This is a genomic window from Emticicia sp. TH156 (assembly GCF_002855535.1).
Lineage (GTDB): Bacteria > Bacteroidota > Bacteroidia > Cytophagales > Spirosomataceae > Emticicia > Emticicia fluvialis.
Genome location: NZ_PKRS01000006.1, coordinates 188,825 through 211,637, shown reverse-complemented (window position 1 = coordinate 211,637; position 22,813 = coordinate 188,825). Strand labels below are relative to the sequence as shown.

The following is a 22,813-nucleotide window of genomic DNA, read 5'->3' as shown; positions in this document are numbered from 1 at the left end:
GTGCATCCTGAGCATTAGAGGTGTGAAGCTTTTAGAAAACAATATGAGAAAAATAGTATTCATTGGTCTGGTGTTTTGCTCTTTGTCTGTTCAGGCACAGATGCGGCCTTTTTCATTGCAGGAAGTTAAGCTAAACGATGGCATTTTTAAGAATGCTCAGGATGTTGACCTGAAGTATATTCTGGCGCTGAACCCCGATAAACTGCTGGCACCTTACCTGATGGATGCCGGTCTGCCTCCAAAAACCAGCCGGTATGGAAACTGGGAAAGTTCTGGTCTGGATGGGCATATCGGAGGACATTATCTATCGGCACTGGCCATGATGTATGCCAGTACCGGAAACGCCGAAATGAAAACCCGGCTCGATTACATGATTGATGAGCTGGCTCAATGCCAGGCAAAAAACGGCAATGGTTACGTAGGGGGGATTCCGCAAGGCAAGGTGTTCTGGGAAAGAATCCATAAAGGTGATATTGACGGCAGCAGCTTTGGTCTGAACAACACCTGGGTGCCGCTGTATAATATTCATAAATTATTTGCCGGTTTACGAGACGCCTATGAGTTTGCCGGTAATCAGCAGGCAAAACAGGTTCTGATGGGCTTGGGCGACTGGTTCATTGACCTGATACAGCCCCTTTCTGATACGCAGATTCAGCAGATACTGCGCACCGAACATGGCGGTATCAACGAAACTTTCGCCGATTTGTATATGCTTACCCAAGACCGTAAGTATCTCCAGGCCGCCGAAAGGCTTTCTCATCGGGCATTATTAGACCCACTCATAGCCAGGCAGGATAAACTGACCGGCCTGCATGCCAACACGCAGATTCCGAAAGTAATCGGGTTTGAGAAAATTGGGGCTTTAACTAATAACGGCCAGTGGTCGGCAGCGGCCCGGTATTTCTGGCAGAATGTTTCACAAACCAGAAGCGTAGCCTTTGGCGGTAACAGCATGAGAGAACATTTCAATCCGGTTAATGATTTCAGCAAAATGCTGGCAACCAACCAAGGCCCCGAAACCTGCAATTCGTTTAATATGTTGCGCCTGAGCAAGGCCTTATTTCTGGATAATCAGGATGTGCAATACCTGGATTTTTATGAGCGTACCATGTACAATCATATCTTGTCCAGCCAGCATCCCAAAAAGGGCGGCTTTGTGTATTTTACACCCATCCGCCCCAATCATTACCGGGTGTATTCTCAGCCAGAAACCAGTATGTGGTGCTGCGTAGGGTCTGGCATTGAAAACCATACTAAATATGGCGAGCTGATTTACAGCCATACGGCTGATGAATTATTTGTCAACCTGTTCATTCCGTCAAGTCTGACCTGGAAAGAAAAGGGGATTAGACTGACACAGAAAACCGATTTCCCATATCAAAATCAAGCAGAATTGGTGTTTACAACGGTACCTCCCAAACGGTTCGCTGTCAATATCAGGATTCCGAAATGGGCACAGCATTTTGAAGTGTTAGTGAATGGTAAAAGGCATAACTTTGTGGCGCAGCCTTCCGGTTATGCAGCTTTGAACAGGAAATGGAAAACAGGCGACAGGGTCATTATCCGTTTCAGGACAGCCACCCATCTGGAGATTCTGCCGGATGGCTCTAACTGGGCGGCATTTGTCAATGGCCCCATCGTGCTGGCGGCAGCCACCTCAACCCGGGACCTCACGGGTCAGTTTGCCGACGACAGCCGCATGGGTCATGAAACCAAAGGCCCGCTTTATCCGCTCGACAAGGCATTTGCACTGGTGGATGACTCCGGCCATTTTGTTTCAAAATTAAAGCCGCTCGGTAATCTCAGGTTTAGTTTAGATTCGCTTACACTGCAGCCCTTTTTTGAGATTCACGAAGCCCGCTATCAAATGTATTTCCCTACCTTTACAGGTAAGGATTATGAGGCACATCAACAGAAACTGAAACAGAAAGAAAAAGAACTGCTGGCCATTGAAGCGCGTACGATTGATAGAGTCAATTGTGGAGAACAGCAATCGGAAGTTGACCACCAGTATAAAGGAGAAAAAAGTAATACCGGCTATGATGACGAGCACTTCTGGCGTTCTACACGTGCGTATTTTGCTTATCAGATGCAAAACAAGGGGCTGGCTGGCAGGCAGCTGGAAATTACCACGCTGGAAAACTTCAATAGCGGCAAAGTAAGGATATTGATTAACGGAAAACCAGTTGAACCAATCCTTAAAGCAGATAACTTACTACTAGTTACAGGTATTGATGCCGAATGGGTAGAGGTAAGAATTGAAACAATACAAAACGCTTTATCGCCCAGATTCAATCAGTTCAGGCTCATGAAGGAGTAAAAAAAAGACAAAAATAAAAATTATATTACCGTGAAGAGAACTATTTTATCATTAATTATGGTGTGTGCTGCGTTGGTAAATACACTGGCGCAAACCAAAATTACCCTGAACACCGATCTGGCTAAAACCCAGATCAGCAAGCATATTTACGGCCACTTTGCCGAACACCTGGGCCGCTGTATTTACGGTGGTATTTATGTTGGAGAAGGAAACACCAGAATACCCAACACCGCCGGTGTAAGAAATGATATTATTCAGGCACTGAAAGACCTGAAGGTGCCTAACCTGCGCTGGCCGGGTGGATGCTTTGCCGATACCTACCAATGGAAAGACGGTATAGGGCCCAAGGCTAACCGCCCCAAAATGGTTAATGTATGGTGGGGTGGCGTAACAGAAGACAACAGTTTTGGTACGCACGATTTCCTTGATTTGTGCGAGCGCATCGGCGCTGAGCCGTATCTGGCAGGCAACGTAGGTAGCGGTACCGTTAAAGATCTGACCGATTGGGTAACTTATGTGAATCATCCCGGGGGCAGCCCGATGTCGGAGCTACGTAAGCAGAATGGCCGTGAAAAACCCTGGAGCGTGAAGATGTGGGGTGTAGGTAATGAGGCCTGGGGATGCGGCGGAAACATGACGGCCGATTATTATGCCAACATTTATCGCCAGTATGCCACTTTCATGACAGACTGGGACAACTCTTCTAAACTTTATCGTATAGCCTCGGGTGCCAGTGATGGCGACTATGCCTGGACAGAAACCCTGATGAAGAACATTCCGCATAAAATGCTGGCGGCTGTTGCATTACATCATTACTCGGTATTAAGCTGGACAGACAAGGGGCCGTCGGTAGATTTTACTGAAGCGCAGTATTTCAAAACCATGGATGAGGCCTGGCAGATGGAAGAATTTATTAAAGGCCACAGCACCATTATGGACAAGTATGACCCTCAGAAAAACATAGCCTTAATTGTAGACGAATGGGGTGGCTGGTACAATGTAGAGCCGGGCACGAATCCCGGGTTTTTGTATCAGCAGAACACCATGCGCGATGCCATGATAGCCGGTCTTACCCTTAACATCTTCAATAATCATGCAGACCGTGTGCGAGGTGCCAACCTGGCGCAGATAGTTAACGTGCTGCAGTCGGTAATACTGACCAACGAAGAGAAAATGATTCTGACACCCACCTACCATGTCATGAAGATGTATAATGTGCATCAGGATGCCCGCCTGATACCTATCAGTATTGAGTCTCCGGCTTATGAGTACCAGGGCAAAAAGCTGACAGCCGTTTCTGCTTCTGCTTCAAGAAATGAAAATGGCGTTAATATATCATTGACGAATATAGATTACACCAAAGCTCACGAAGTGACTATCAGCCTGAGAGGCGAGGAGTTCTCTAAAGTTTCGGGACAGATTCTGAGTTCAGCAAAAATCAGCGACCACAACACCTTTGAGCAACCACAAAAAGTTTCGGTAAAAGACTTTAGCGGAGCCAGACTAGAGAAAGGTGTATTGAAACTTACAGTGCCGGCATACTCAGTTATTGTGTTGAATGTAAGGAAGTAAAATCTTAAATACTTTCCGGCACTTTATATAATTTGAAAATATTGTGTTATATTTACACAATTAGATTTGCATCTACTATTAGTTTATATTAGGTTAAGATTAATTTGATTCGTGAAAATCCTTGATTTTCACGAATTTTATTGATTTTAAGGAGGGTAATACTAAAATTGCGCAAATTTTATGCATCAAATTATATAATGAATAAATACCCGCACTCCACCAGAATATTGGTGGCACTTGATTGTATAGTATTTGGTTTTGATGGTGAAGAGCTTAAGTTACTTCTGATAAAAAGGAATTTTGAGCCTGAAAAAGGAAAATGGTCTTTGATGGGTGGTTTTTTGGAAGCAGAAGAAGACCTGGAAGTGGCAGCCAACCGGATTTTATATGATTTGACCGGCTTGAAAGATATTTATTTTGAAGAAATCAAAACGTTTGGCAAAGTAGGGCGTGACCCCGTTGAACGAACAATTTCAATATGTTTTTTCGCACTGATTAACATTCATGCCCATAATCAGGACCTGGCAAAGGCGCAAAATGCGTATTGGATAAACCTGAAAAACAGACCAGACCTTATTTTTGATCATAACCAGATGGTAGACCTGGCCCTGGAGCAACTCCGTTACAAGGCTGCTTTGCATCCGATTGGTTTTGAGCTGCTGCCAGAGCAATTTACGATTCCACAACTGCAAAGGCTTTATGAAGCGATTTATGATACACCGCTTGACAGACGAAACTTTAGCCGTAAGATACTTTCAACCAAGCTTTTGATTGATACCGGAGAGAAAAATCAAAATTCAACCACAAAAAAGGCTATTCTTTATAAGCTTGACAAAGAAAAATATCAAAGCCAGTTTAACGCCTTTCACTATTTTATTTCAGATGCAATCATCTAAACTCAGATAATGCCAGATTCGCTATGTCTGGTCGTAATTTTATAAAATGAAATGTGTCATTTTAACACATAAATAAATGGAGCAAAAGTTTACAATTGGTGTTGATTTCGGAACCGACTCTGTGCGTGCTTTATTAGTGGATACTTCCAACGGGCAATGTTTAAGCACTGCCGTTGCTTATTATAAGCGCTGGCAAGAGGGTTTGTATTGTAACCCTTCTGTTGCGCAGTTCAGACAACACCCGCTGGATTATCTGGAAGGCATTGAAAGTGCCATCCAGACCGCGTTAGAGAATATTCCGGAAGCAGTAAAGCAGCAAATAGCCGGTATTTCAATAGATACCACGGGCTCAACCCCCGTAGCGGTAGATATTACCGGAACACCCCTGGCATTGTTGCCCGAGTTTGCCGAAAACCCCAATGGGATGTTTATTCTCTGGAAAGACCATACCGCCAATGCCGAAGCCGAAGAAATCAATAATCTTGCCCATAGATGGGACACCGACTTTACCAAATATGTAGGCGGCATTTATTCTTCTGAGTGGTTCTGGGCTAAAATACTTCATACATTAAGAGTAGACGCAGGCGTGCGAAACAAGGCATTTTCATGGGTTGAACATTGCGACTGGATTTCTGCCGTGCTTACGGGCAATACCCATCCGCTAACCATGAAACGTTCACGCTGTGCGGCCGGGCATAAAGCCATGTGGCATGAAGAATTTGAAGGGCTGCCTTCAGAAGAATTCCTGAGCAGGCTTGACCCCCTTTTAACAGGTGTACGCGAAAGGCTTTTCAGAGATACCTTTACATCAGACCAGGCAATGGGCAAAATATCTGCCGAATGGGCCCAAAAACTCGGGCTTTCACCAGAGGTGGTTATTGGAGTTGGCGCATTTGACTGCCACATGGGCGCTGTGGGCGCAGAAATTGAACCCTACGATTTTGTGCGCGTAATGGGTACTTCTACCTGCGATATGCTCATTGCGCCTAACGAAGAAATAGGCCATTTGCTTATCAAAGGTATTTGTGGGCAGGTGGATGGTTCCATTATACCGGGAATGCTGGGTATGGAAGCCGGGCAATCTGCCTATGGCGACTACTACGCCTGGTTTCAGAAAGTAATTACCGAGCCGGTGCGAGCCTTGCTGGGCGAAAAAGCAGCGGATGAACTGGCCGAAAAACTGATTCCTTATTTATCAGAAAAAGCGGCCGCTATACCGGTAACTGAAAATGACCCGGTAGCTACCGACTGGATTAACGGTCGGCGGACACCCGATGCCAACCATGCCCTGAAAGCAGCTTTTGCCGGTATGAATCTGGGCACCGATGCCGTCAGGCTTTTTAAAATGATTGTAGAGGCAACGGCCTTTGGCTCTAAGGCCATAGTAGACCGGTTTATAGAAGAAGGGGTGCCTATTAAACAGGTAATTGCCATTGGCGGCGTGGCCAAAAAATCTCCGTTCGTGATGCAGACACTGGCAGATGTGCTGAATATGCCCATAAAAGTGGCCTCGTCTGACCAGGCTTGTGCCTTAGGTGCAGCCATGAATGCCGCAGTAGCCGCAGGCATACACCCAGACTTATTTGCCGCACAAAAGGCCATGGGGTCAGGCTTTGATGCCCACTATGTGCCACGGGCTCCGTATGTTGAAGTATATGAACAATTATATAAGAAATATCATCGATTAGGAAAATTCACAGAAAGCAATGTTTAATCTAAAATCATTTGAGGTTTGGTTTGTAACAGGTAGCCAGCATCTTTACGGAGAAGAAACCCTTCGGCAGGTAGATGAACACTCGCAGATCATAGCTGATGCACTCAATAATTCTTCTGCCATACCCGTAAAAATTGTGTTTAAACCGGTGGTAAAAACCCCCGACGAGATATGGTCTGTTTGCAAAGCAGCCAATAATACCCCCAACTGCGTAGGCGTTATTACCTGGATGCACACTTTCTCTCCGGCCAAAATGTGGATCCGCGGTTTAAATGCCCTGCAATTGCCCATACTTCATTTGCATACCCAGTTCAACCGTAATATTCCTTTTGATAGCATCGATATGGACTTCATGAACCTGAACCAGTCGGCGCATGGCGACAGGGAGTTCGGGCATATCATGACCAAAATGCGCCTGAACCGCAAGGTAGTAGTAGGGCATTGGCAAGATTCGGAGGTGCACGATAAAATCAATGCCTGGGCACGTGTGGCCGTAGGCAGGTATCAGATGCAACACCTGAAAGTGGTGCGTTTTGGCGATAACATGCGCCAGGTAGCCGTTACTGACGGCGACAAGGTGTCGGCTGAAATGAAGTTCGGTTTTTCAGTGAATACCCATGCGGTAGGAGACCTGGTGCAGGTAATTAACCAGATTACTGATGCGGAAATTGAACGTTTGATACAGGAATACGAAGATACGTATGCCTTGATGCCCTCCCTTCTAAAGAACGGCGAAAGGCGCAGCTCGCTGGTTGAGGCTGCACGCATAGAGGCGGGCCTGAAAGCATTTTTAACAGATGGTGGTTACGCTGCCTACACCAATACGTTTGAAGACCTGCATGGTATGCGGCAGCTGCCGGGTATCGGTTCGCAGCGCATGATGGCCGCCGGCTACGGTTATGGCGGTGAGGGCGACTGGAAAACCTCTGCTATGGTGCATGTGATGAAACTGATGGCCAGCGGTATGAAAGGAGGCAACACCTTTATGGAAGACTACACTTACCACTTTGACCCTGAAAACACCATGGTTCTGGGTTCTCATATGCTTGAAATCTGCCCTTCCATTGCCAACGGTACGGTTAATTGCGAAGTGCATCCTTTGGGCATCGGGGGTAAAGAAGACCCTGTGCGCCTGGTGTTCAATGCTGCCTCAGGCCCGGCTCTGAACGTTTCGCTGGTAGACCTCGGCAACCGCTTCCGCCTTATTGTTAATGAAGTAGAAGCAGTAGAGGTAACCGAGTCTTTCCCTAAACTACCTACTGCCCGGGCGCTATGGAAACCTCAACCCGATATAAAGGTGGGTCTGGAAGCCTGGATACTGGCAGGAGGGGCACACCATACCGTATATAGCCAGAACCTTACGGTTGAGCACCTTGAAAACCTGGCAGAAATGCTGGATATTGAACTGGTAGTGATTGATAAAGCAACCACTATCAGAGGTTTGAAGAACGAACTGAAAATCAACGAAGTATTCTACAAATGAGCGCCTATCAATCATTAAAAGAAGAGTGCTATGAAGCCAATATGATGCTGCCTAAGCTGAAGCTGGTTTTGTTTACTTTTGGCAATGTAAGTGTAGTTGACAGAGAAAAAGCTGTTTTTGCCATTAAGCCCAGCGGGGTACCTTACGAAACCCTCAAAGTTGAAGATATAGTAATTGTAGATTACGATGCCCTGGTGGTTGAAGGTAATCTGCGGCCGTCTTCAGATACCAAAACGCATGCCCGGCTTTACAAAACCTGGCTGGATATCGGCGGTGTTACGCATACACACAGCACTTATGCGGTTGCCTGGGCACAGGCCGGTATGGACATACCGGTGTTTGGTACTACCCATGCCGACCACACTCATCATGATATTCCGTGTGCACCGGTGCTGACAGACGAAATGATACAAGGAGACTATGAATTTGAAACCGGCAACCAGATATTTGATGTCTTTCAGGCCAGAGGGCTGTCGCACAAAGAAGTGGAAATGGTTCTTTTGCAGAACCACGGTCCGTTTACCTGGGGCAAAACCGCTGAAAAGTCTGTCTACAATGCTGCTGTGCTGGAAGAAGTTGCCCGGATGGCGCTGCTTACCTTGCAGATTAACCCTGATACCCCCCGTATTAAAGATACATTACGCATGAAACACTATGAGCGCAAGCACGGTAAAAATGCGTATTACGGACAAGGATGCTAACTAAACCTGATTTTTACATTAAATAATACATTACCAATGAAATTTTTTATTGATACGGCCAATCTGGCCGAAATTAAAGAAGCCAATGACCTGGGCGTGCTGGATGGGGTTACTACCAACCCTTCGCTAATGGCCAAAGAAGGTATTGCCGGCAAAGAGAATATCCTGAACCATTACAAAGCCATTTGCCAGATTGTCGATGGGCCCATTTCAGCAGAAGTAATAGCTACCGACTTCAACGGAATTATTAAAGAAGGAGAAGAACTGGCTGAGATTCACCAGAATATAGTGGTAAAAGTACCAATGGTAAAAGACGGTATCAAGGCCATCAAGTACTTTACAGACAAGGGCATCAGAACCAACTGTACTCTGATATTTTCGGCAGGACAGGCATTGCTGGCTGCCAAAGCAGGCGCCAGCTATGTGTCGCCGTTTGTTGGCAGGCTGGACGATATATCAGTGGATGGTCTGGAGTTAATCAGACAAATCCGCCTGATTTTTGATAACTACGGGTATCCAACGGAGATTCTGGCCGCTTCGGTTCGCCATCCTATGCATATCATTAAATGTGCTGAAATCGGTTCTGACGTTATGACCGGCCCCTTGAGCGCTATTACAGCTTTATTGAAGCACCCGCTTACTGACATTGGCCTGGAGAAATTTTTGGCTGATTACAAAAAAGTAAACGGCTGATATACGGCTTTTACCAGACAACCTCATTCAACCTTATTACACCTGAATCTAATGACACTCGGACTCGAAAGCCTGGACTATATCATATTTCTGATATATTTTGTTATTGTATCTGCTTACGGATACTGGATTTATAAAAACAAAGGGAAGCAGTCGGCCGATAGCAAGGATTTTTTCCTGGCAGAAGGCTCGCTAACCTGGTGGGCCATTGGCGCTTCTATAATTGCCTCAAATATTTCTGCCGAGCAATTTATTGGTATGAGCGGGCAGGCTTTTCAGTTGGGTATCGCTATTTCGGTGTATGAGCTTTTAGGTGGGGTGTCTTTATTGATAGTGGCGGTGTATTTTCTGCCCATGTATCTGAACAACAAGATTTTTACAATGCCGCAGTTTCTTGCCAAACGCTACGACGGCCGCCTGGCAACCATCATGGCTGTTTTTTGGTTGTTTCTTTACATTTTTGTCAACCTTACCTCTATCATTTATCTGGGGGGGCTCAGTTTAGAGAAAATGACAGGTTTTAGTTTTATGACCTGCGCCCTATTCCTGACCATTTTTGCTGTGATTATCACCCTGGGTGGTATGAAAGTAATTGGCTATACGGATGTAATTCAGGTAGTTTGCCTGATTTTCGGCGGGCTGGCCACTACTTACCTGGCACTGGAATTGTTATCGAACAAAGTCGGTACCGGCGCAGGTGTCTTAGAAGGCATGCGTCTGATAGCCCAAAAAGCCAATGGCCACCTGCACATGATTTTCAAACCCGGCGAATATCAGGTACATGACGGCAAAGGAGGTTTCATAGATGCCTATCATCAGGTACCAGGCATTATGATGTTCATCATTGGCGGGCAGTGGGTTAACAACCTAAGTTATTTTGGCTGTAACCAGTATATTACACAAAGGGCATTGGGTGCCAATATCACCACCGCTCGCAGGGGCGTATTGTTTGCGGCCTTTATGAAAATGCTGATGCCCTTTATTGTGGTTTTACCCGGGCTGGCAGCTTATGTGATATTCAAAGAAAACGCCGATAGTTCTATTGTTAATGGCATTACCCAGAACGGCATCGTTAAACCTGATAATGCGTATCCGGTTTTGCTGAATCTGTTGCCGGTGGGTTTAAAAGGCCTGGCATTTGCAGCACTCACGGCAGCCATTGTGGCGTCGCTGGCGGGTAAGGCCAACAGTATTTCTACGATTTATATGCTGGATATTCACACCAAGTTTTTCAATAAAAACCTGACTGAAAAGCAAACCGTCTGGACGGGCCGCGTAGCCATTGTTATTGCCTTTATCATTGCCTTGCTGGTAAGCCCGCTTCTGGCTAATTTCGGGCAGGCTTTTGAGTATATTCAGGTTTATACAGGCTATGTTTCTCCGGGTATTCTCAGTATTTTTGTACTGGGCTTTTTCTGGAAAAAAGCTACTGCCAACGGCGCGCTGGCAGCTGCCGTACTCAGTATTGTGTTATCGACCGTAATTGCCAGTGTTTACCCCGAGTTTCCGTTTATGAACCGGATGGGTCTGGTGTTCTGGATTTGCTCGCTGGTGCATATTGTCATCAGTCTTTTGCAGGGTAAAGGTAAAGATCAGGCCAATGCCTTTGAGGTAAAGAAAGACTGGTTTAAGGTAGATACTCCTTTTACCATAGGCGCCTGGGTTGTGGTGGGTATTTTTGTTATAATTTATACAGTTTTTTGGTAAACCTATTCAATCTGATAATTATGAATCTAAAAACACTGGGTGTACTTCTCTGCGGAATGGCGCTGTTTCAGAGCTGTGCCTCTAAAACATCAGAAAATACACAAATGACAGACACTGCCAAAGTGAACACCATTGAAAAAGCAGCTTTCGGCCAATTGCCGGACGGAACAACGGCCGAAGTATATACCTTGCGCAATGCCAATGGCATGCAGGTACAGATTACTAACTACGGCGGCACGATTACAAGCCTGCAGACGCCTGATAAAAACGGCAGGTTTGCAAACATTACGCTTGCCTGCGATTCTCTGAGCGGGTATCTGAAAGGTGTACCTTACTTTGGTGCCTTAATTGGCCGGTATGGTAACCGCATAGCCAAGGGTAAATTCAGCCTTGATGGGCAACAGTACACCCTTGCGCAAAACAATGGAGTGAACGCCCTGCATGGTGGCAAAAAGGGTTTCGATAAGGTACTCTGGACAGCCACACCTGTTGACGGAGCAGAACCCCAACTGAAACTCAGCTATACTTCAGCAGATGGAGAAGAGGGGTATCCTGGTAAACTGGCAGTATCGGTAGTTTATACCCTGCAGAAAGATAACGCTATAAAAATAGATTACAAGGCTACTACCGACAAGGCGACGGTTGTGAATCTGACCAATCATACGTATTTTAACCTGACGGGTGATGCCACAAAGGATATTCTGGGGCATGAAGTAACCCTGCTGGCAGATAAGTTTTTGCCGGTAGATGAAACCCTTATACCTACCGGAGAGTTGAAAGCCGTAGCCGGAACACCTTTCGATTTTACGACGGCGCATTCTATAGGCGCGCGCATCAATGACCCCAAAGATGTTCAGATTAAGTACGGCAAAGGATATGACCATTGCTGGGTATTTACCGAAACCGGGAATAAATTGAAAAAAGTAGCTTCTGTTTATGAGCCTACTACCGGACGTTTGATGGAGGTGTCTACCACAGAGCCGGCCATTCAGTTTTATTCAGGTAATTTTCTGGATGGAACCGTTATCGGAAAAGGCGGTATCCCTGCCAAATTCCGCACAGGTTTTTGTCTGGAAACCCAACATTATCCCGATTCGCCCAATCAACCAAAATTCCCCTCTACGGTGCTGAAACCCGGCGAAACCTATCAGACTACTACGGTTTATAGTTTTTCTGCCAGATAAATAAAACAAGAAGGCCCTTATTCTGTTATGAGTAAGGGCCTTCTTGTTTTTAAGGTTTCTGGCGCGTTAGTTTCATTTCGCCCCTCTCGTTTTTTACAATAATTTCATTCTCATTAATCAGTTCACCGGTGCTGGCGATGGTCATGTCATTAAACGAAATGCTGTAAGAAAACTTCTTGCCATCTACTTTCCCGTTTTCAAGTTTGGTCTCTCCAAATTGTGTTTTCCAGGTTCCTTTTAGTTCATTTCCTTCTACTTTAAAAGTATAGGTTACTTCAAAGGTACCATTCGGGGTTTCACGAGACCCTTTCCAGTTGCCATCAATGGGGTTTTGCGCAAAAGCTGTCAATGCACCCAGCATCAGCATTAATACAAAAAGCTGTTTCATAGTTGATAAATTTGAATTGATAATTAAACAAAAAATTTACTTGATACAAACAAGTTAAACATTCATAAACAGGATTTCAGACCGTAATATCATTGTCTGAGGCCTAAAACCTTATAATAGGCCGGTTTGGGTTGATTGTTTCTGTCAAACAATAGCGGGTAGTTGGTTCTGCCCCTGATGGGCCAGTTGTTCAGCCAGCTGTCGCCGTCATTTACACCCCAGAACGTAACCCTGGTAATCTTGTCTTTATGTTTCAGAAACAATTTAAACAGCGCTTCATAATCATCTGCCAGCTGGTTCTGAACCGCCTCGGGTAAACCATCAGGGTAGGGGTTCGACTCGGCGTTGGCTGTCATGCGCTGGCCCACATCTGCCCCCTGAAAATTCCTTGGTAAAATCTCTATGTCCAGCTCTGTAAACATTACTTTCATGCCCAGGGCTGCATACTGAATGATGCTCTCTTCGATGTCTTTAAGCGGTAGCTTACCCAGATGCCAATGCCCCTGAATACCCACACCATCTATTCTTACCCCGGCCTGCTGTATTTTCTTTATCAGATTGATACATCCTGCCCTTTTGGCGGGTTGCTCGTTATTATAATCGTTGTAATAAAGCTCACTTTTGGGTGATACCTGCTGCGCCAGCCGGAAAGCCTCTGTGATGTAACTTTCTCCTAATTTTTGCAGAAAAACCGATTTTCGGAGGGTGCCGTCTTCATTGAGCGCTTCATTGACTACATCCCATGAAAACACCTGGCCATCATAACGGCCGGCCACGGTTTTGATGTGGTCGGTAAAGAACATTCGGATGGAGTCGGCGCTCTGGATACGACGGATAAACCCGGGCAGCTGGCTATGCCAAATCAGTGTATGCCCGTTTATTTTAATCTTATGCTTTTTTCCATAAGCTACCAGCTTATCTGCCAAGGTAAAATCATAGGTGTCCCATTGAGGGTGCAACAGGGCAGATTTCATAATGTTTTCGGGCGTGGCACTGTTAAACTGAGCAATGATAAGCTCATTTACGGCAGCGTTACGCTCTTCAATTTGTGCGGTATTCAAGGCGGTGCCAATAGCAAAGTCTTTTTTAAATGCCTCTTTCAGGGTCTTGGCTTTTTTGGTGTTGTCCTGAAAGGTAAAGTTGGCAAACAGGACAGCCACCCAGGCAATGATGATGAACAGCTTTATTCTCATGTGGGAATTATTAAAAGTAAAACATCTATGAAATGGGGTTATGACGCTTCTGAATAAAATCTAACGCCTGTAATATACAGACGTTAGACCCACTTGTATGAAACGAAACTACTATTGTTATTGGTACTGTAAACTTTCTAAGATGACTGAGGTGTTTCAGCCCGGCGTGAATCAGGCCCATGAATCTGCCACGCCTGAAAGGCAGTGGCGGTATCATGGTTGGGTGCCTGAGCCACGTCTGAACAGCTATTCAGTTAAGGTAAGTGAGTACAAATTCATTCAGAACCTTATCAGTATCCCGGGTTCTGCGGAAACTTAGGGCCTTCCACCGTCCGGTCAATCTGCGATTGCGGAATTGGTCTCAGCATGTGAAAATCCTTCACATAATTGGCGGCCTCGATGTTCCAGGCCTTTACACGTTTTACCAGCGTTTTGGTACGTACCAGGTCGTGGTATCGCATCCACTCCCCGAAAAGCTCCCGGCTTCTTTCATCCAGAATGAAGTCTACGGTTACGTTTTCCGGTTTAATTAACATGGCTTCGGCTGCGGCAGCATTTTGCGCGGCCGTGTTGGTTTTCCGGTAAGCCGCTCTCTGGCGTATCACGTTCAGCAGTTCGGCAGCTTTGGTTTTGTCTCCGGCTTGCAGATAAGCCTCGGCACCTACCAGATACACCTCTGCAAAGCGGGTAATTACCACCGGCCGGGTAGAAGGGTCATTGAAGTTACTGCCACGGCTGGGGTCCATAAATTTCTTGATGGCCGGGTATAAGTCGGCTTTCCAAAGGCTGGGTGGAGCAATGATGCCCTTAAATGGCCTGTTGCCATAAAACTGCGGTGCACCCACAACCTCAAAGTCAGGCAGCCATACGGCAGTATCTATCCCTATCTGGGTAGTATAGCCAATGCCGCGTTTATTATTGGCAGCAGTTGGGGTGTTGGTAACACTGGTATTGGCAATGTAAACTGAGTAAAAGGTATTGGCGTATCTGGCGTCAATGTCTCTTCTTACAAAGGCCTGGTCAAGAAAGTAGTTCTTGCCGGCATATTCGCCGGATGTTTGTTTGACACTGTTTGGACGAATGCGTTGATACGGGCGGCCATAGTAAGAATCACGGATCATGCCCGATGTACCAGAGTTAACCAGAACACCGGAAGCATTAACGAAAGAGTTAACCCCACTGTTGTTGGGGTAGTTCCAGTTGGTAAACCAGGGGGTAAGGTTTTGAGCAGCCCCGCCGCTGGCACCGGCGCCAACGGTGTAATACCCAAACTTGGCATCGAGCATGTGATCGCTCACAAACATGGTTTCTTTGCCGTAGTCATTAGCGGGCACAAAGGCATCGCCAAAGTCTTGCCAGAGATCCAGTCCATAAGTGGCTTTGTTGGCAATAATATCGCTTGCAATTTTGGCTGCTTCGGCATAATCTGCCTGCGAGCCTGTCAACCAGCCACGTGTAAGATAGGCCTTGGCCAGAAAGAACTGAGCCACCGGCTTGGTAGCAGCTTTGCCCAGAAACGGAGCCGTAGGTTTGTCTGGCAATGAGGCTGCGGCCTCGGTTAAGTCTTGTATAATCAGCTTGTAAACCTCAGATGCCGGGTCTCTTTTGGCGCTTTGAGACGGTACGGTAATAAATTGGGTATTCAGCGGCACATCTCCCCAGGTCTGAACCAGATAAAAATACCAGAAACCTCTCAGAAACTTGGCTTGTGCCAGGTATTGTTTTTTGGTGGCCTCGGGCAATGAGATGTCCTGTCCGAATTTCAATACACCATTCAGGGTATTGATACAGGTAAACGAAGTAGCCCAGGCAGAACCGAAGTTGGTGCCGTTCAGGCCGTTAAAAGTGTGTATAGGCCCGCCACCGCTACTGGCGCCCTGAATAAATTCGTCGGTACCGGCCTGCATTTCAGAAGAGAAACCTTCGGTGCCCCACTGGTTACGGATTTCGTTGTATACCCCGGCAATACCACCCAGAACCCCTGCAGGGCTGTTAAAAAATGAAGGTACTATCTGCGACTGGGGGTGTTCTTCAAGAATTTTTTCGCAACCCAGGCTAGAAAACAGCGTTGCGATGATGAGTATAACTTTTATTTTTTTCATGTCTTTTCAAAAATTAGAATTTAAGATTTACACCTAACGTAAACTGGCGTACCGGCGGGTTGTTAAGGTTTACTGTTACAAAGCGGTTGAAATTGCCACCCTGAATGGTGTTGCCGTATCCGTTGCCTTCCGGGTCAACAGCCAGTTTGGCTTTAACCAATGGAGAGTAAATGATAAACGGATTGGTGGCATTGACATAAACGCGAACGGTAGAGAAACCAATTTTGCTGATTACCTTGCTGTCAAATGAATATCCTAAGTTGATACTTCTCATTTTGATGAACGAGCCGTCCTGGTACGAAGTGGTAGATGTAAAGTTGCGTACCCCGCCGCCTGCGTCAGGTCTTGGGAATGCATTCGTAGGGTTTTCTGGTGTCCAGTAGTCCATTACCAGCTGGTTTGAACGCCCCTGGTTAAGGAATCCAAAGCCTGAGCCACCGCCTGATGTACCAGACAGATAAGGCACTACTACTTTCATACCCATACGGGCAAAGGTTACTATTGAAAGGTCAAATCCTTTGTAAGACATTCTGCTGGTCAGGCCTCCTTCCCATTTAGGCTGAAAATTGCCGATAATCTTGCGGTCGTTGGCATCTATTACCCCATTTTTATCAACATCTTCTACCCGGATTTCACCCGGAACCTGTACTGGTGAAGTTTGCGCTTTCAGCGTTCCGTTGTCTGCATCGGCCTGCTGCCAGATACCTATTTTGTTGTAGTCGTAAATTACGGTAAGCGGATGCCCCACAAACCAGAAATTACCTTTGTTGTCTAGCTCGGTTGGGGTGGTTAACTGAGTGATTTTTTCCCGGTTGAAGAAGTACGTGGCATCCAGGCTCCAGTTGAAACCGTTTTTGTTTCTCAGTACATCAAAGGTTAATGAGGTTTCAAGACCTTTACCCTCAGTTTTGCCAAGGTTTTTTAAGGTTGACCCCGCCCCGTTACTTTCAGGCAGGTTTACCGACAACAGAATGTCTTTGGTTTTTTGTTGGTAGACATCTATTGAACCCACGATCCGGTTATCAAATAATCCGATTTCCACACCAATATCAGACTGTGAAGTAGATTGCCAACCCAGGTTAGTGGCAGGAAGGCTTGTTACGGTATAGGCCAGCACCTGCCCTGCGGTAGTGGTTCCGAAATTGTAATAACCTGTTGAAAGCGCTCCCAGCGTGGCGTAGGCGCCTACGTTACGGTTACCGGAAATCCCCCAGCCTCCTCTCAGTTTTAAATTGCTCAGGAAGGAGAGGTCTTTCATGAAGGGTTCGTCAATGATGTTCCAGCTTAGACCAATAGCCGGATAATTAAAGTACTGGTTTCCCGGCGAGAGGGTAGAGGAGCCGTCACGGCGGAAGGTAGCAGTAAGGGTATATTTATCGTTAAAAGTATAGTTTAAGCGGGCCATATAAGAAAGCAGACCGGTTTCGGCAAAACTACCACTACCCGTAGGCTGGCCTGAGGCCAAAGAGAAATTGGCTGTTTTGATGTAATCGGCCGGTACGCCTTTTACGTTAAAGCTGCTGCCCAGGTTATGATTTTTAGTAAGCTCATACAGGGCGGTAAGGCCAATTTTGTGTTTGCTTGCAAATGTTTTGTCGTAGTACAACAAGTGTTGCAGGTTCACGTCCCAATACTCGGTATTGCGGATATCGGCATTTGATACGCTTTGTTCAGTACCTGTGTTTACAAAGGTATTGGGTGGCGCATAGCCGTTAAAATGAACCTGGCTGAAGTTTAATCCGGCGTTGAAGCGATATCTGAGGCCGTCAAGGATGTTTACTTCAGCATACAGGCTGTTGAAGGTTCTGATAGACCGCTCGTTTGAAATGATATCGCTGCCGCGGGTAATCAGCGTAAGCGGACTCACCGCCTGCGCTTCAATGGTTCCCTTTTTCGGGTTCAGGTTTATGGTTCCGTCTTCGTTGTAAGGCTTAACCAGTGGCGACAACCGCACCAGTTCGGTAGGTACACCACCACCGGCAGGGTCGTTTCTTCTGGTAAGGGTATTGATGGTGTTCAGGCCTATTTTTATGCGCTTGCCTATTTTCTGGTCAATAGTAGCGCGGATATTCATCCGGTCGAAATCCTGATTAGGCATGATTCCGGTTTCATTGAAGTAGCCAATACCCAGCCCGTATTGTGTGTTTTCCACACCTCCCTGCAAACCCAGCTGATGGCTGGTATTGAAGCCGGGTTTATAGAGCAAGTCCTGCCAGTCGGTAGATACCCCCGCGGCCAGGTTGGCTTTTTCTTCTTCTGTTAGCGGATAGGCCGTTGTACCGGCACCCTGTGTGTTTAAGGCCGCAGACTGCTCCTTGAATTTGGCATACTGCGCGCCATTCATGACATTGTATTTGCCCATGATACTGGTTACGCCATGGTATCCGTCATAGGTAATTACGGGTTTGCCTGTCCGGCCTCTTTTGGTGGTAATTAGTATTACCCCTCCGGCGCCTCTGGAACCGAAAATGGCCGTTGCAGATGCATCTTTTAATATTTCAAGGCTGGAGATGTCGTCCGGGTTAATGTCGTTCAGGCCACCAAAAGGAATACCATCTACTACCACCAGCGGGCCGTCGAGTCCGTCGCCATTACCTGTGGTGATAGAACGGTTACCTCTGATACGGATAGTTGCCTGGCTGCCCGGGGTAGACCCGTTGCTTACAATAGATACACCGGCGGCCCTGCCCTTGAGTGAGTTTAACAGGTTAGGGGCTGGAACTTCTTTAAGGGTTGATTCTGAGACCGAGACAACCGCACCTGTGATGTCGCGTTTTTTCTGGGTTCCATAGCCCACCACAATTACTTCTTCCAGGTCTGTGGCGGTATTATTGTCAAGTGTTACACTGATATTAGTCTGGTTGCCAACCCCTATCTCTTTGGTAACATAGCCTAAAAAACTGAACACAAGGGTTTCGTTGGGTGCAGCGTCAATTTTGAAATTACCCGACACGTCAGTGGTGGTTCCTCTTTTGGTGCCTTTTACGGTAATACTTACACTGGGTAAGCGCTCTTTGGTAGATGCGTCTGTGACTTGTCCGGTTACAGATTTAGACTGGGCTGCCAGTAGCAGCGGGCACAGCAATAAAACCGAAACCCACATCCAACACGTTAACTGTTGTTTAAGGTTGTAAATTTTAATCATAAAAGAAAATAGGTTTATATGAAAAGTACAATTTTCAATACCTGACATCCAAAATTGTTGTTTTTGAACTTTTCGGTATTAAAACCCTAAACTAGTGCCTGCTTTGATAAAGGCAAGTAAATGGTGTCAAATTGACACAAAATATTTTACGCCAACTATCGGTAACGTTGCCGAGCGTAGTGCCGGCATTACTTTTGGCTGCTTGCATGGGGTATCAGAAGCCTAAAACAGCAGCAGTGTTTTCGAAAAAAAAACAGCAAAATTTTTGGTATCTTACTAAATAATCTATAAAAAATACAATACGGTGCCAGGTCTGTAATGTTAAATTGTATTATGTTGTGAATAGTTTTAATTATTGGGTTGTCCTGATTTCGGTTATATTTTGCGTTTCAGATGTTATCAGGGCATCATTTTAATGGAATGCCGGGCTGGCTGTCAGCCCTGAAAAATAGCCTCAGCGTAAGAGAAAAAGACTGAACCTACGCTGATGCGGTTCTTATTCCACCCAATTTGTGAGCGTGCCAATACCATCAATGGAAATATGGATTATATCTTTGTGTTGCAAAGTAAAGCTGTCTGGCGGCACAATTCCGGTGCCTGTCATCAGAAAACAACCATTAGGGAAACTGCACTCGAATGTCAGGTAGCTGACCAGTTCTTGGAGTCCTCTTTTCATCTGACTCAGGCGGGTAGCGTTTGCAAATACTACGGTTGCTTCTCTTTCAATAGTTAGTCTGATTTCAGTTTCGCGGTCTATTGGCTGCCCTGTTACCCATATACAGGGGCCGATGGCTGCGCTTTTATCGTATGATTTTGCCTGAGGCAGATACAGGGGGTTTTCGCCTTCAATGTCTCTGGAGCTCATGTCATTACCGATGGTATAGCCGGCAATTTTACCGCCGGAGTTAACAAAAAGCGTTAATTCAGGTTCAGGGACATTCCATTTGGAATCCCGGCGAATCTTTACGCCCTGACCGTGGCCTACGGTTCGGGCCGCGGTGGCCTTGAAAAAAATCTCGGGGCGCCCGGCTTCATATACCCTGTCATAAAAATCGCCTCCGCCTGCGTCTTTAGATTCTTCCATTCTGGCGTTTTTGCTGCGCAGGTAGGTAACCCCCGAGGCCCAAACCTCCTGTGAAACAATAGGCGGTAACAAAGCCGGGTTTAAATCAAAATTTTGTACTGGTTGCCGGGTGGATACGGCCTGAAGCAGCCATTGATAAAGACCGGGCTGATTGACGAGGGAATCAAAGCTGAGTTCGGCAAACGAGTAGAATTGGTCTTTATGCGCTACAAAAGGGCCCTGGGTTGTGTTGTATATTTTCATCTGGTTTGGTATGCATTGATTATGTTTTTCAGTAAGATAGGGGTAATTCCGGCGTGCCGGAATTACCCTGGATAGTCTGTCAGCAAAGTGTATCGGATAAGTTACTCAAAAAACGGCACGCCGGGTGTGGCATATTTTTTCATGCCTTCTTCGTTTATTTCTACCCCGATGCCGGGTTCGTCTCTTACTCTGATGTACCCGTTTTTTTCAACCATGTCACCCTTAAAGGTTACAATTTCTTTAAACATCGGGTCTTTATGAAAGTAAATTTGCCATTCCATAATCATAAAATTGGGTACCGAAGCACACACATGGGCACAGGCCATGGCGCCCAGGTAAGAGGCCACCATGTGCGGGGCAAACGGCACGTAATAAAGGTTGGCCAGATTGGCAATTCGCTGGCCCTCGCCCAGACCCCCGCATTTTTGCAGGTCGGGCATGATGATATCTACGGCGCCGCTTTCCAGCAAAGGTCTGAAACCGTAGGCCAGGTAATGGTTTTCTCCGGCACAGATAGGGGTAGAGGTAGAGGCCGCTATTTTTTTGTAAGCATCTGTGTTTTCGGCCGGTATGGGTTCTTCCAGCCACATCAGCCCCAGTGGTTCCAGCATTTTGGCGGCCCGCTCGCCGGTGGTGGCGTCGTAGCGGCCGTGCATATCGGCGCATATATCAATTTTGGGGCCTACTTCTTTGCGAGCAGCGGCCATCTGGTCGTACATCCGTTGCAACTCGGCCGGGCTGGCTGTCCAGTTAAAGCGGTCATATTTGTTAGGGTCATTGGCCTGGTCGAGGTCGAACTTAACAGCCGTAAAGCCCATATCTACCGCTTCGCGTGCGGCTTTGGCAAATTCTTCAGGTTTGGGCAACTGGTTCTGATAAAGGGCGGTATCCATGTAAACCCTGACGGTATCTCTGAACTTTCCACCCAGCAGCTGATACACGGGTACACCCAGCGCTTTGCCGGCAATGTCCCAAAGGGCGGTTTCTACCGCTGTAAGTACGGCCACAAACATACCTGACTGGGCGCCTTCAAAAAAGCCTGATTTACGGATAGACTCAAACAGTTTGTGTACATTCAGGGGGTTCTGACCCTGAATACGCCTGCCCATTGATTTGACCAGATGATAGGTGCCGGGTGTGGCATCCACCCCTTCTCCATGCCCGATAATACCCTGATTGGTGTAAATTTTTACAAATAAACTATGGCCGCCGCGTATATAGCCCGCCTTGATGTCGGTGATTTTCAGGTCTGTGGGCGCCGAACTTTTAGGGGCTCTGTCTACGGCCTGAATAAATTCATTACCGAACGTTGAAAATGAAGTGGCAGCCATAGCTGAGCTGATTGCTGCTTTCTGGAAAAAATTTCTTCTGTTCACTTTTTAAATGTGTTTAGCGAGAGGCAAGCTCCCGGGTGGAATATGATTGGTTGGTGCTGGGTTACCAGGTTCTTTGTTTCAGAATCTCCTGAATCTGTGCCGGGTCAACAGGTAGTTTGTTGATGTGTTCGCGCAGCCATTGCGAAAAATCTTTTTCGATGTCGTCTGACCAACGGTTGTCTATCTGCCCCGGTGTATATTTCTGTTCGCGCAGCCGCTGATGGCCAAACATATCCCGTAGCCTTACTACCTCCGAAACCTTTACTACTTCTTCGGCCAGATGCGGTGGTATGAAAACAACGCCGCCTTCGCGACCCAGTACTATGTCGCCCGGCATTACGGTGGCCTTACCGATACGGGTAGGCTGATTGATGCCAACCAGGGTGGTATTTAAAGCCCTTTTGGCATCATTAAGGTGGTGCGATGGATGATAGCTTCTGAAGAAAGAAGTAAACCCGCCTATTTCTTTCAGCCCGTTTAAGTCTCTCAGGGCGCCTTCGTACACAATGCCGTTGCCGGTTTTGGCATAGATAGAGTTGCCGAGGTTGTCGCCAATGGTTGGGCCGTCTTCGTAGGCGTTAAACTGGTCAACCACATATACATCTCCTTTTACCAGCAGGTCAATCGGCCAGGCGTTCTGCGATTTAATCCGGCCGTCTTTTTCATGTCCTTTGTCGTCAATGGCTGTTTGCAGGTCTGGCCTGCCGGGCGTAAAAGTGGCAGTTACCGCCCTGCCTACCAGTACCGAATCGGGGTTGATGGTCTGCCAGTTTCCTTCAAACTGGTACTTGTAATTATGGTTGCGCAATACCGCCCAGGCTTCTTCAAGCGTTACTTTTTTCATTCTTTTCAGCAGGGCGTCATCTACTTTAGGCCTGCCGTCGGCAAATCTTTCACCCTTCCATTCACGTGTCAGGTGTAATAAGTACTCTTTTGATATTTGTTGGGCGTGCAAGGTTTTAGCTCCGAAAAAAAGCAAAATGCCCAGATAAATTTTTAGCATGCTTATGAG

Annotated in this window: 17 protein-coding genes; 10 read left to right on the top strand and 7 right to left on the bottom strand. The window is 46.5% G+C overall.

Annotation, left to right across the window (positions count from 1 at the left end; genetic code table 11):
• Window positions 1-43 precede the first annotated feature (43 nt).
• The 9 genes from C0V77_RS12965 (at window position 44) to C0V77_RS12925 (ending at window position 12,270) form a co-directional block, all read left to right on the top strand.
• On the top strand, window positions 44-2,320 hold the full coding sequence (locus tag C0V77_RS12965) for a glycoside hydrolase family 127 protein (RefSeq protein ID WP_229236275.1): 2,277 nt from the start codon (window positions 44-46) through the stop codon (window positions 2,318-2,320).
• Window positions 2,321-2,350: 30 nt separating this feature from the next.
• Entirely contained in the window at window positions 2,351-3,892 is a 1,542-nt protein-coding gene (locus C0V77_RS12960; protein ID WP_101726765.1) for an alpha-N-arabinofuranosidase, read from the top strand.
• A gap of 197 nt (window positions 3,893-4,089) precedes the next feature.
• Window positions 4,090-4,788, top strand: a complete 699-nt coding sequence (locus tag C0V77_RS12955; protein ID WP_101726764.1) for an NrtR DNA-binding winged helix domain-containing protein — start codon at window positions 4,090-4,092, stop codon at window positions 4,786-4,788.
• 76 nt (window positions 4,789-4,864) lie between these two features.
• The gene (locus C0V77_RS12950) at window positions 4,865-6,502 is read left to right on the top strand and encodes a ribulokinase (RefSeq protein ID WP_101726763.1); all 1,638 of its coding nucleotides are present in this window, start codon (window positions 4,865-4,867) and stop codon (window positions 6,500-6,502) included.
• On the top strand, window positions 6,495-7,985 hold the full coding sequence (araA, locus tag C0V77_RS12945) for an L-arabinose isomerase (protein ID WP_101726762.1): 1,491 nt from the start codon (window positions 6,495-6,497) through the stop codon (window positions 7,983-7,985). Before C0V77_RS12950 ends, araA begins: the two co-directional genes overlap by 8 nt.
• The gene (locus C0V77_RS12940; RefSeq protein ID WP_101726761.1) at window positions 7,982-8,686 is read left to right on the top strand and encodes an L-ribulose-5-phosphate 4-epimerase; all 705 of its coding nucleotides are present in this window, start codon (window positions 7,982-7,984) and stop codon (window positions 8,684-8,686) included. The genes araA and C0V77_RS12940 overlap by 4 nt, the downstream gene beginning before the upstream one ends.
• Before the next feature lie 36 nt (window positions 8,687-8,722).
• Window positions 8,723-9,379, top strand: coding sequence for a fructose-6-phosphate aldolase (gene fsa, locus C0V77_RS12935; RefSeq protein ID WP_101726760.1), 657 nt, complete (start codon window positions 8,723-8,725; stop codon window positions 9,377-9,379).
• Window positions 9,380-9,430: 51 nt separating this feature from the next.
• A complete protein-coding gene (locus C0V77_RS12930) occupies window positions 9,431-11,086 on the top strand; it encodes a sodium/sugar symporter (protein WP_101726759.1) in 1,656 nt (551 codons plus the stop codon).
• A 20-nt stretch (window positions 11,087-11,106) separates the two neighbouring features.
• Window positions 11,107-12,270, top strand: a complete 1,164-nt coding sequence (locus C0V77_RS12925; RefSeq protein ID WP_101726892.1) for an aldose epimerase family protein — start codon at window positions 11,107-11,109, stop codon at window positions 12,268-12,270.
• A 49-nt stretch (window positions 12,271-12,319) separates the two neighbouring features.
• Here the strand turns inward: C0V77_RS12925 and C0V77_RS12920 are convergent, their stop codons facing one another.
• Together C0V77_RS12920 and C0V77_RS12915 are read right to left on the bottom strand one after the other, a co-directional pair.
• Window positions 12,320-12,658: a hypothetical protein gene (locus tag C0V77_RS12920; RefSeq protein ID WP_101726758.1), complete on the bottom strand. Its 339-nt coding sequence runs from the start codon at window positions 12,656-12,658 to the stop codon at window positions 12,320-12,322.
• 89 nt (window positions 12,659-12,747) lie between these two features.
• A complete protein-coding gene (locus C0V77_RS12915; protein ID WP_101726757.1) occupies window positions 12,748-13,851 on the bottom strand; it encodes an endo-1,4-beta-xylanase in 1,104 nt (367 codons plus the stop codon).
• 142 nt (window positions 13,852-13,993) lie between these two features.
• Here C0V77_RS12915 and C0V77_RS22955 point away from each other — a divergent pair, with 142 nt between their 5' ends.
• A complete protein-coding gene (locus tag C0V77_RS22955) occupies window positions 13,994-14,170 on the top strand; it encodes a hypothetical protein (protein WP_158237956.1) in 177 nt (58 codons plus the stop codon).
• Here C0V77_RS22955 and C0V77_RS12910 read toward each other — a convergent pair.
• From C0V77_RS12910 to C0V77_RS12890, 5 genes are all read right to left on the bottom strand, one after another.
• Window positions 14,142-15,953: a RagB/SusD family nutrient uptake outer membrane protein gene (locus C0V77_RS12910; protein WP_101726756.1), complete on the bottom strand. Its 1,812-nt coding sequence runs from the start codon at window positions 15,951-15,953 to the stop codon at window positions 14,142-14,144. The two genes, C0V77_RS22955 and C0V77_RS12910, sit on opposite strands and share 29 nt — an antisense overlap.
• A gap of 13 nt (window positions 15,954-15,966) precedes the next feature.
• Window positions 15,967-19,098, bottom strand: coding sequence for a TonB-dependent receptor (locus C0V77_RS12905; RefSeq protein WP_229236274.1), 3,132 nt, complete (start codon window positions 19,096-19,098; stop codon window positions 15,967-15,969).
• Window positions 19,099-19,594: 496 nt separating this feature from the next.
• Window positions 19,595-20,425, bottom strand: coding sequence for a fumarylacetoacetate hydrolase family protein (locus C0V77_RS12900; protein ID WP_101726754.1), 831 nt, complete (start codon window positions 20,423-20,425; stop codon window positions 19,595-19,597).
• Window positions 20,426-20,526: 101 nt separating this feature from the next.
• Window positions 20,527-21,756 carry a mandelate racemase/muconate lactonizing enzyme family protein gene (locus tag C0V77_RS12895; RefSeq protein WP_101726753.1) on the bottom strand — a complete coding sequence of 410 codons (1,230 nt, stop codon included), beginning with the start codon at window positions 21,754-21,756 and terminating at the stop codon, window positions 20,527-20,529.
• Between the two features lie 106 nt (window positions 21,757-21,862).
• A complete protein-coding gene (locus C0V77_RS12890) occupies window positions 21,863-22,804 on the bottom strand; it encodes an RraA family protein (RefSeq protein WP_101726752.1) in 942 nt (313 codons plus the stop codon).
• Window positions 22,805-22,813 lie beyond the last annotated feature (9 nt).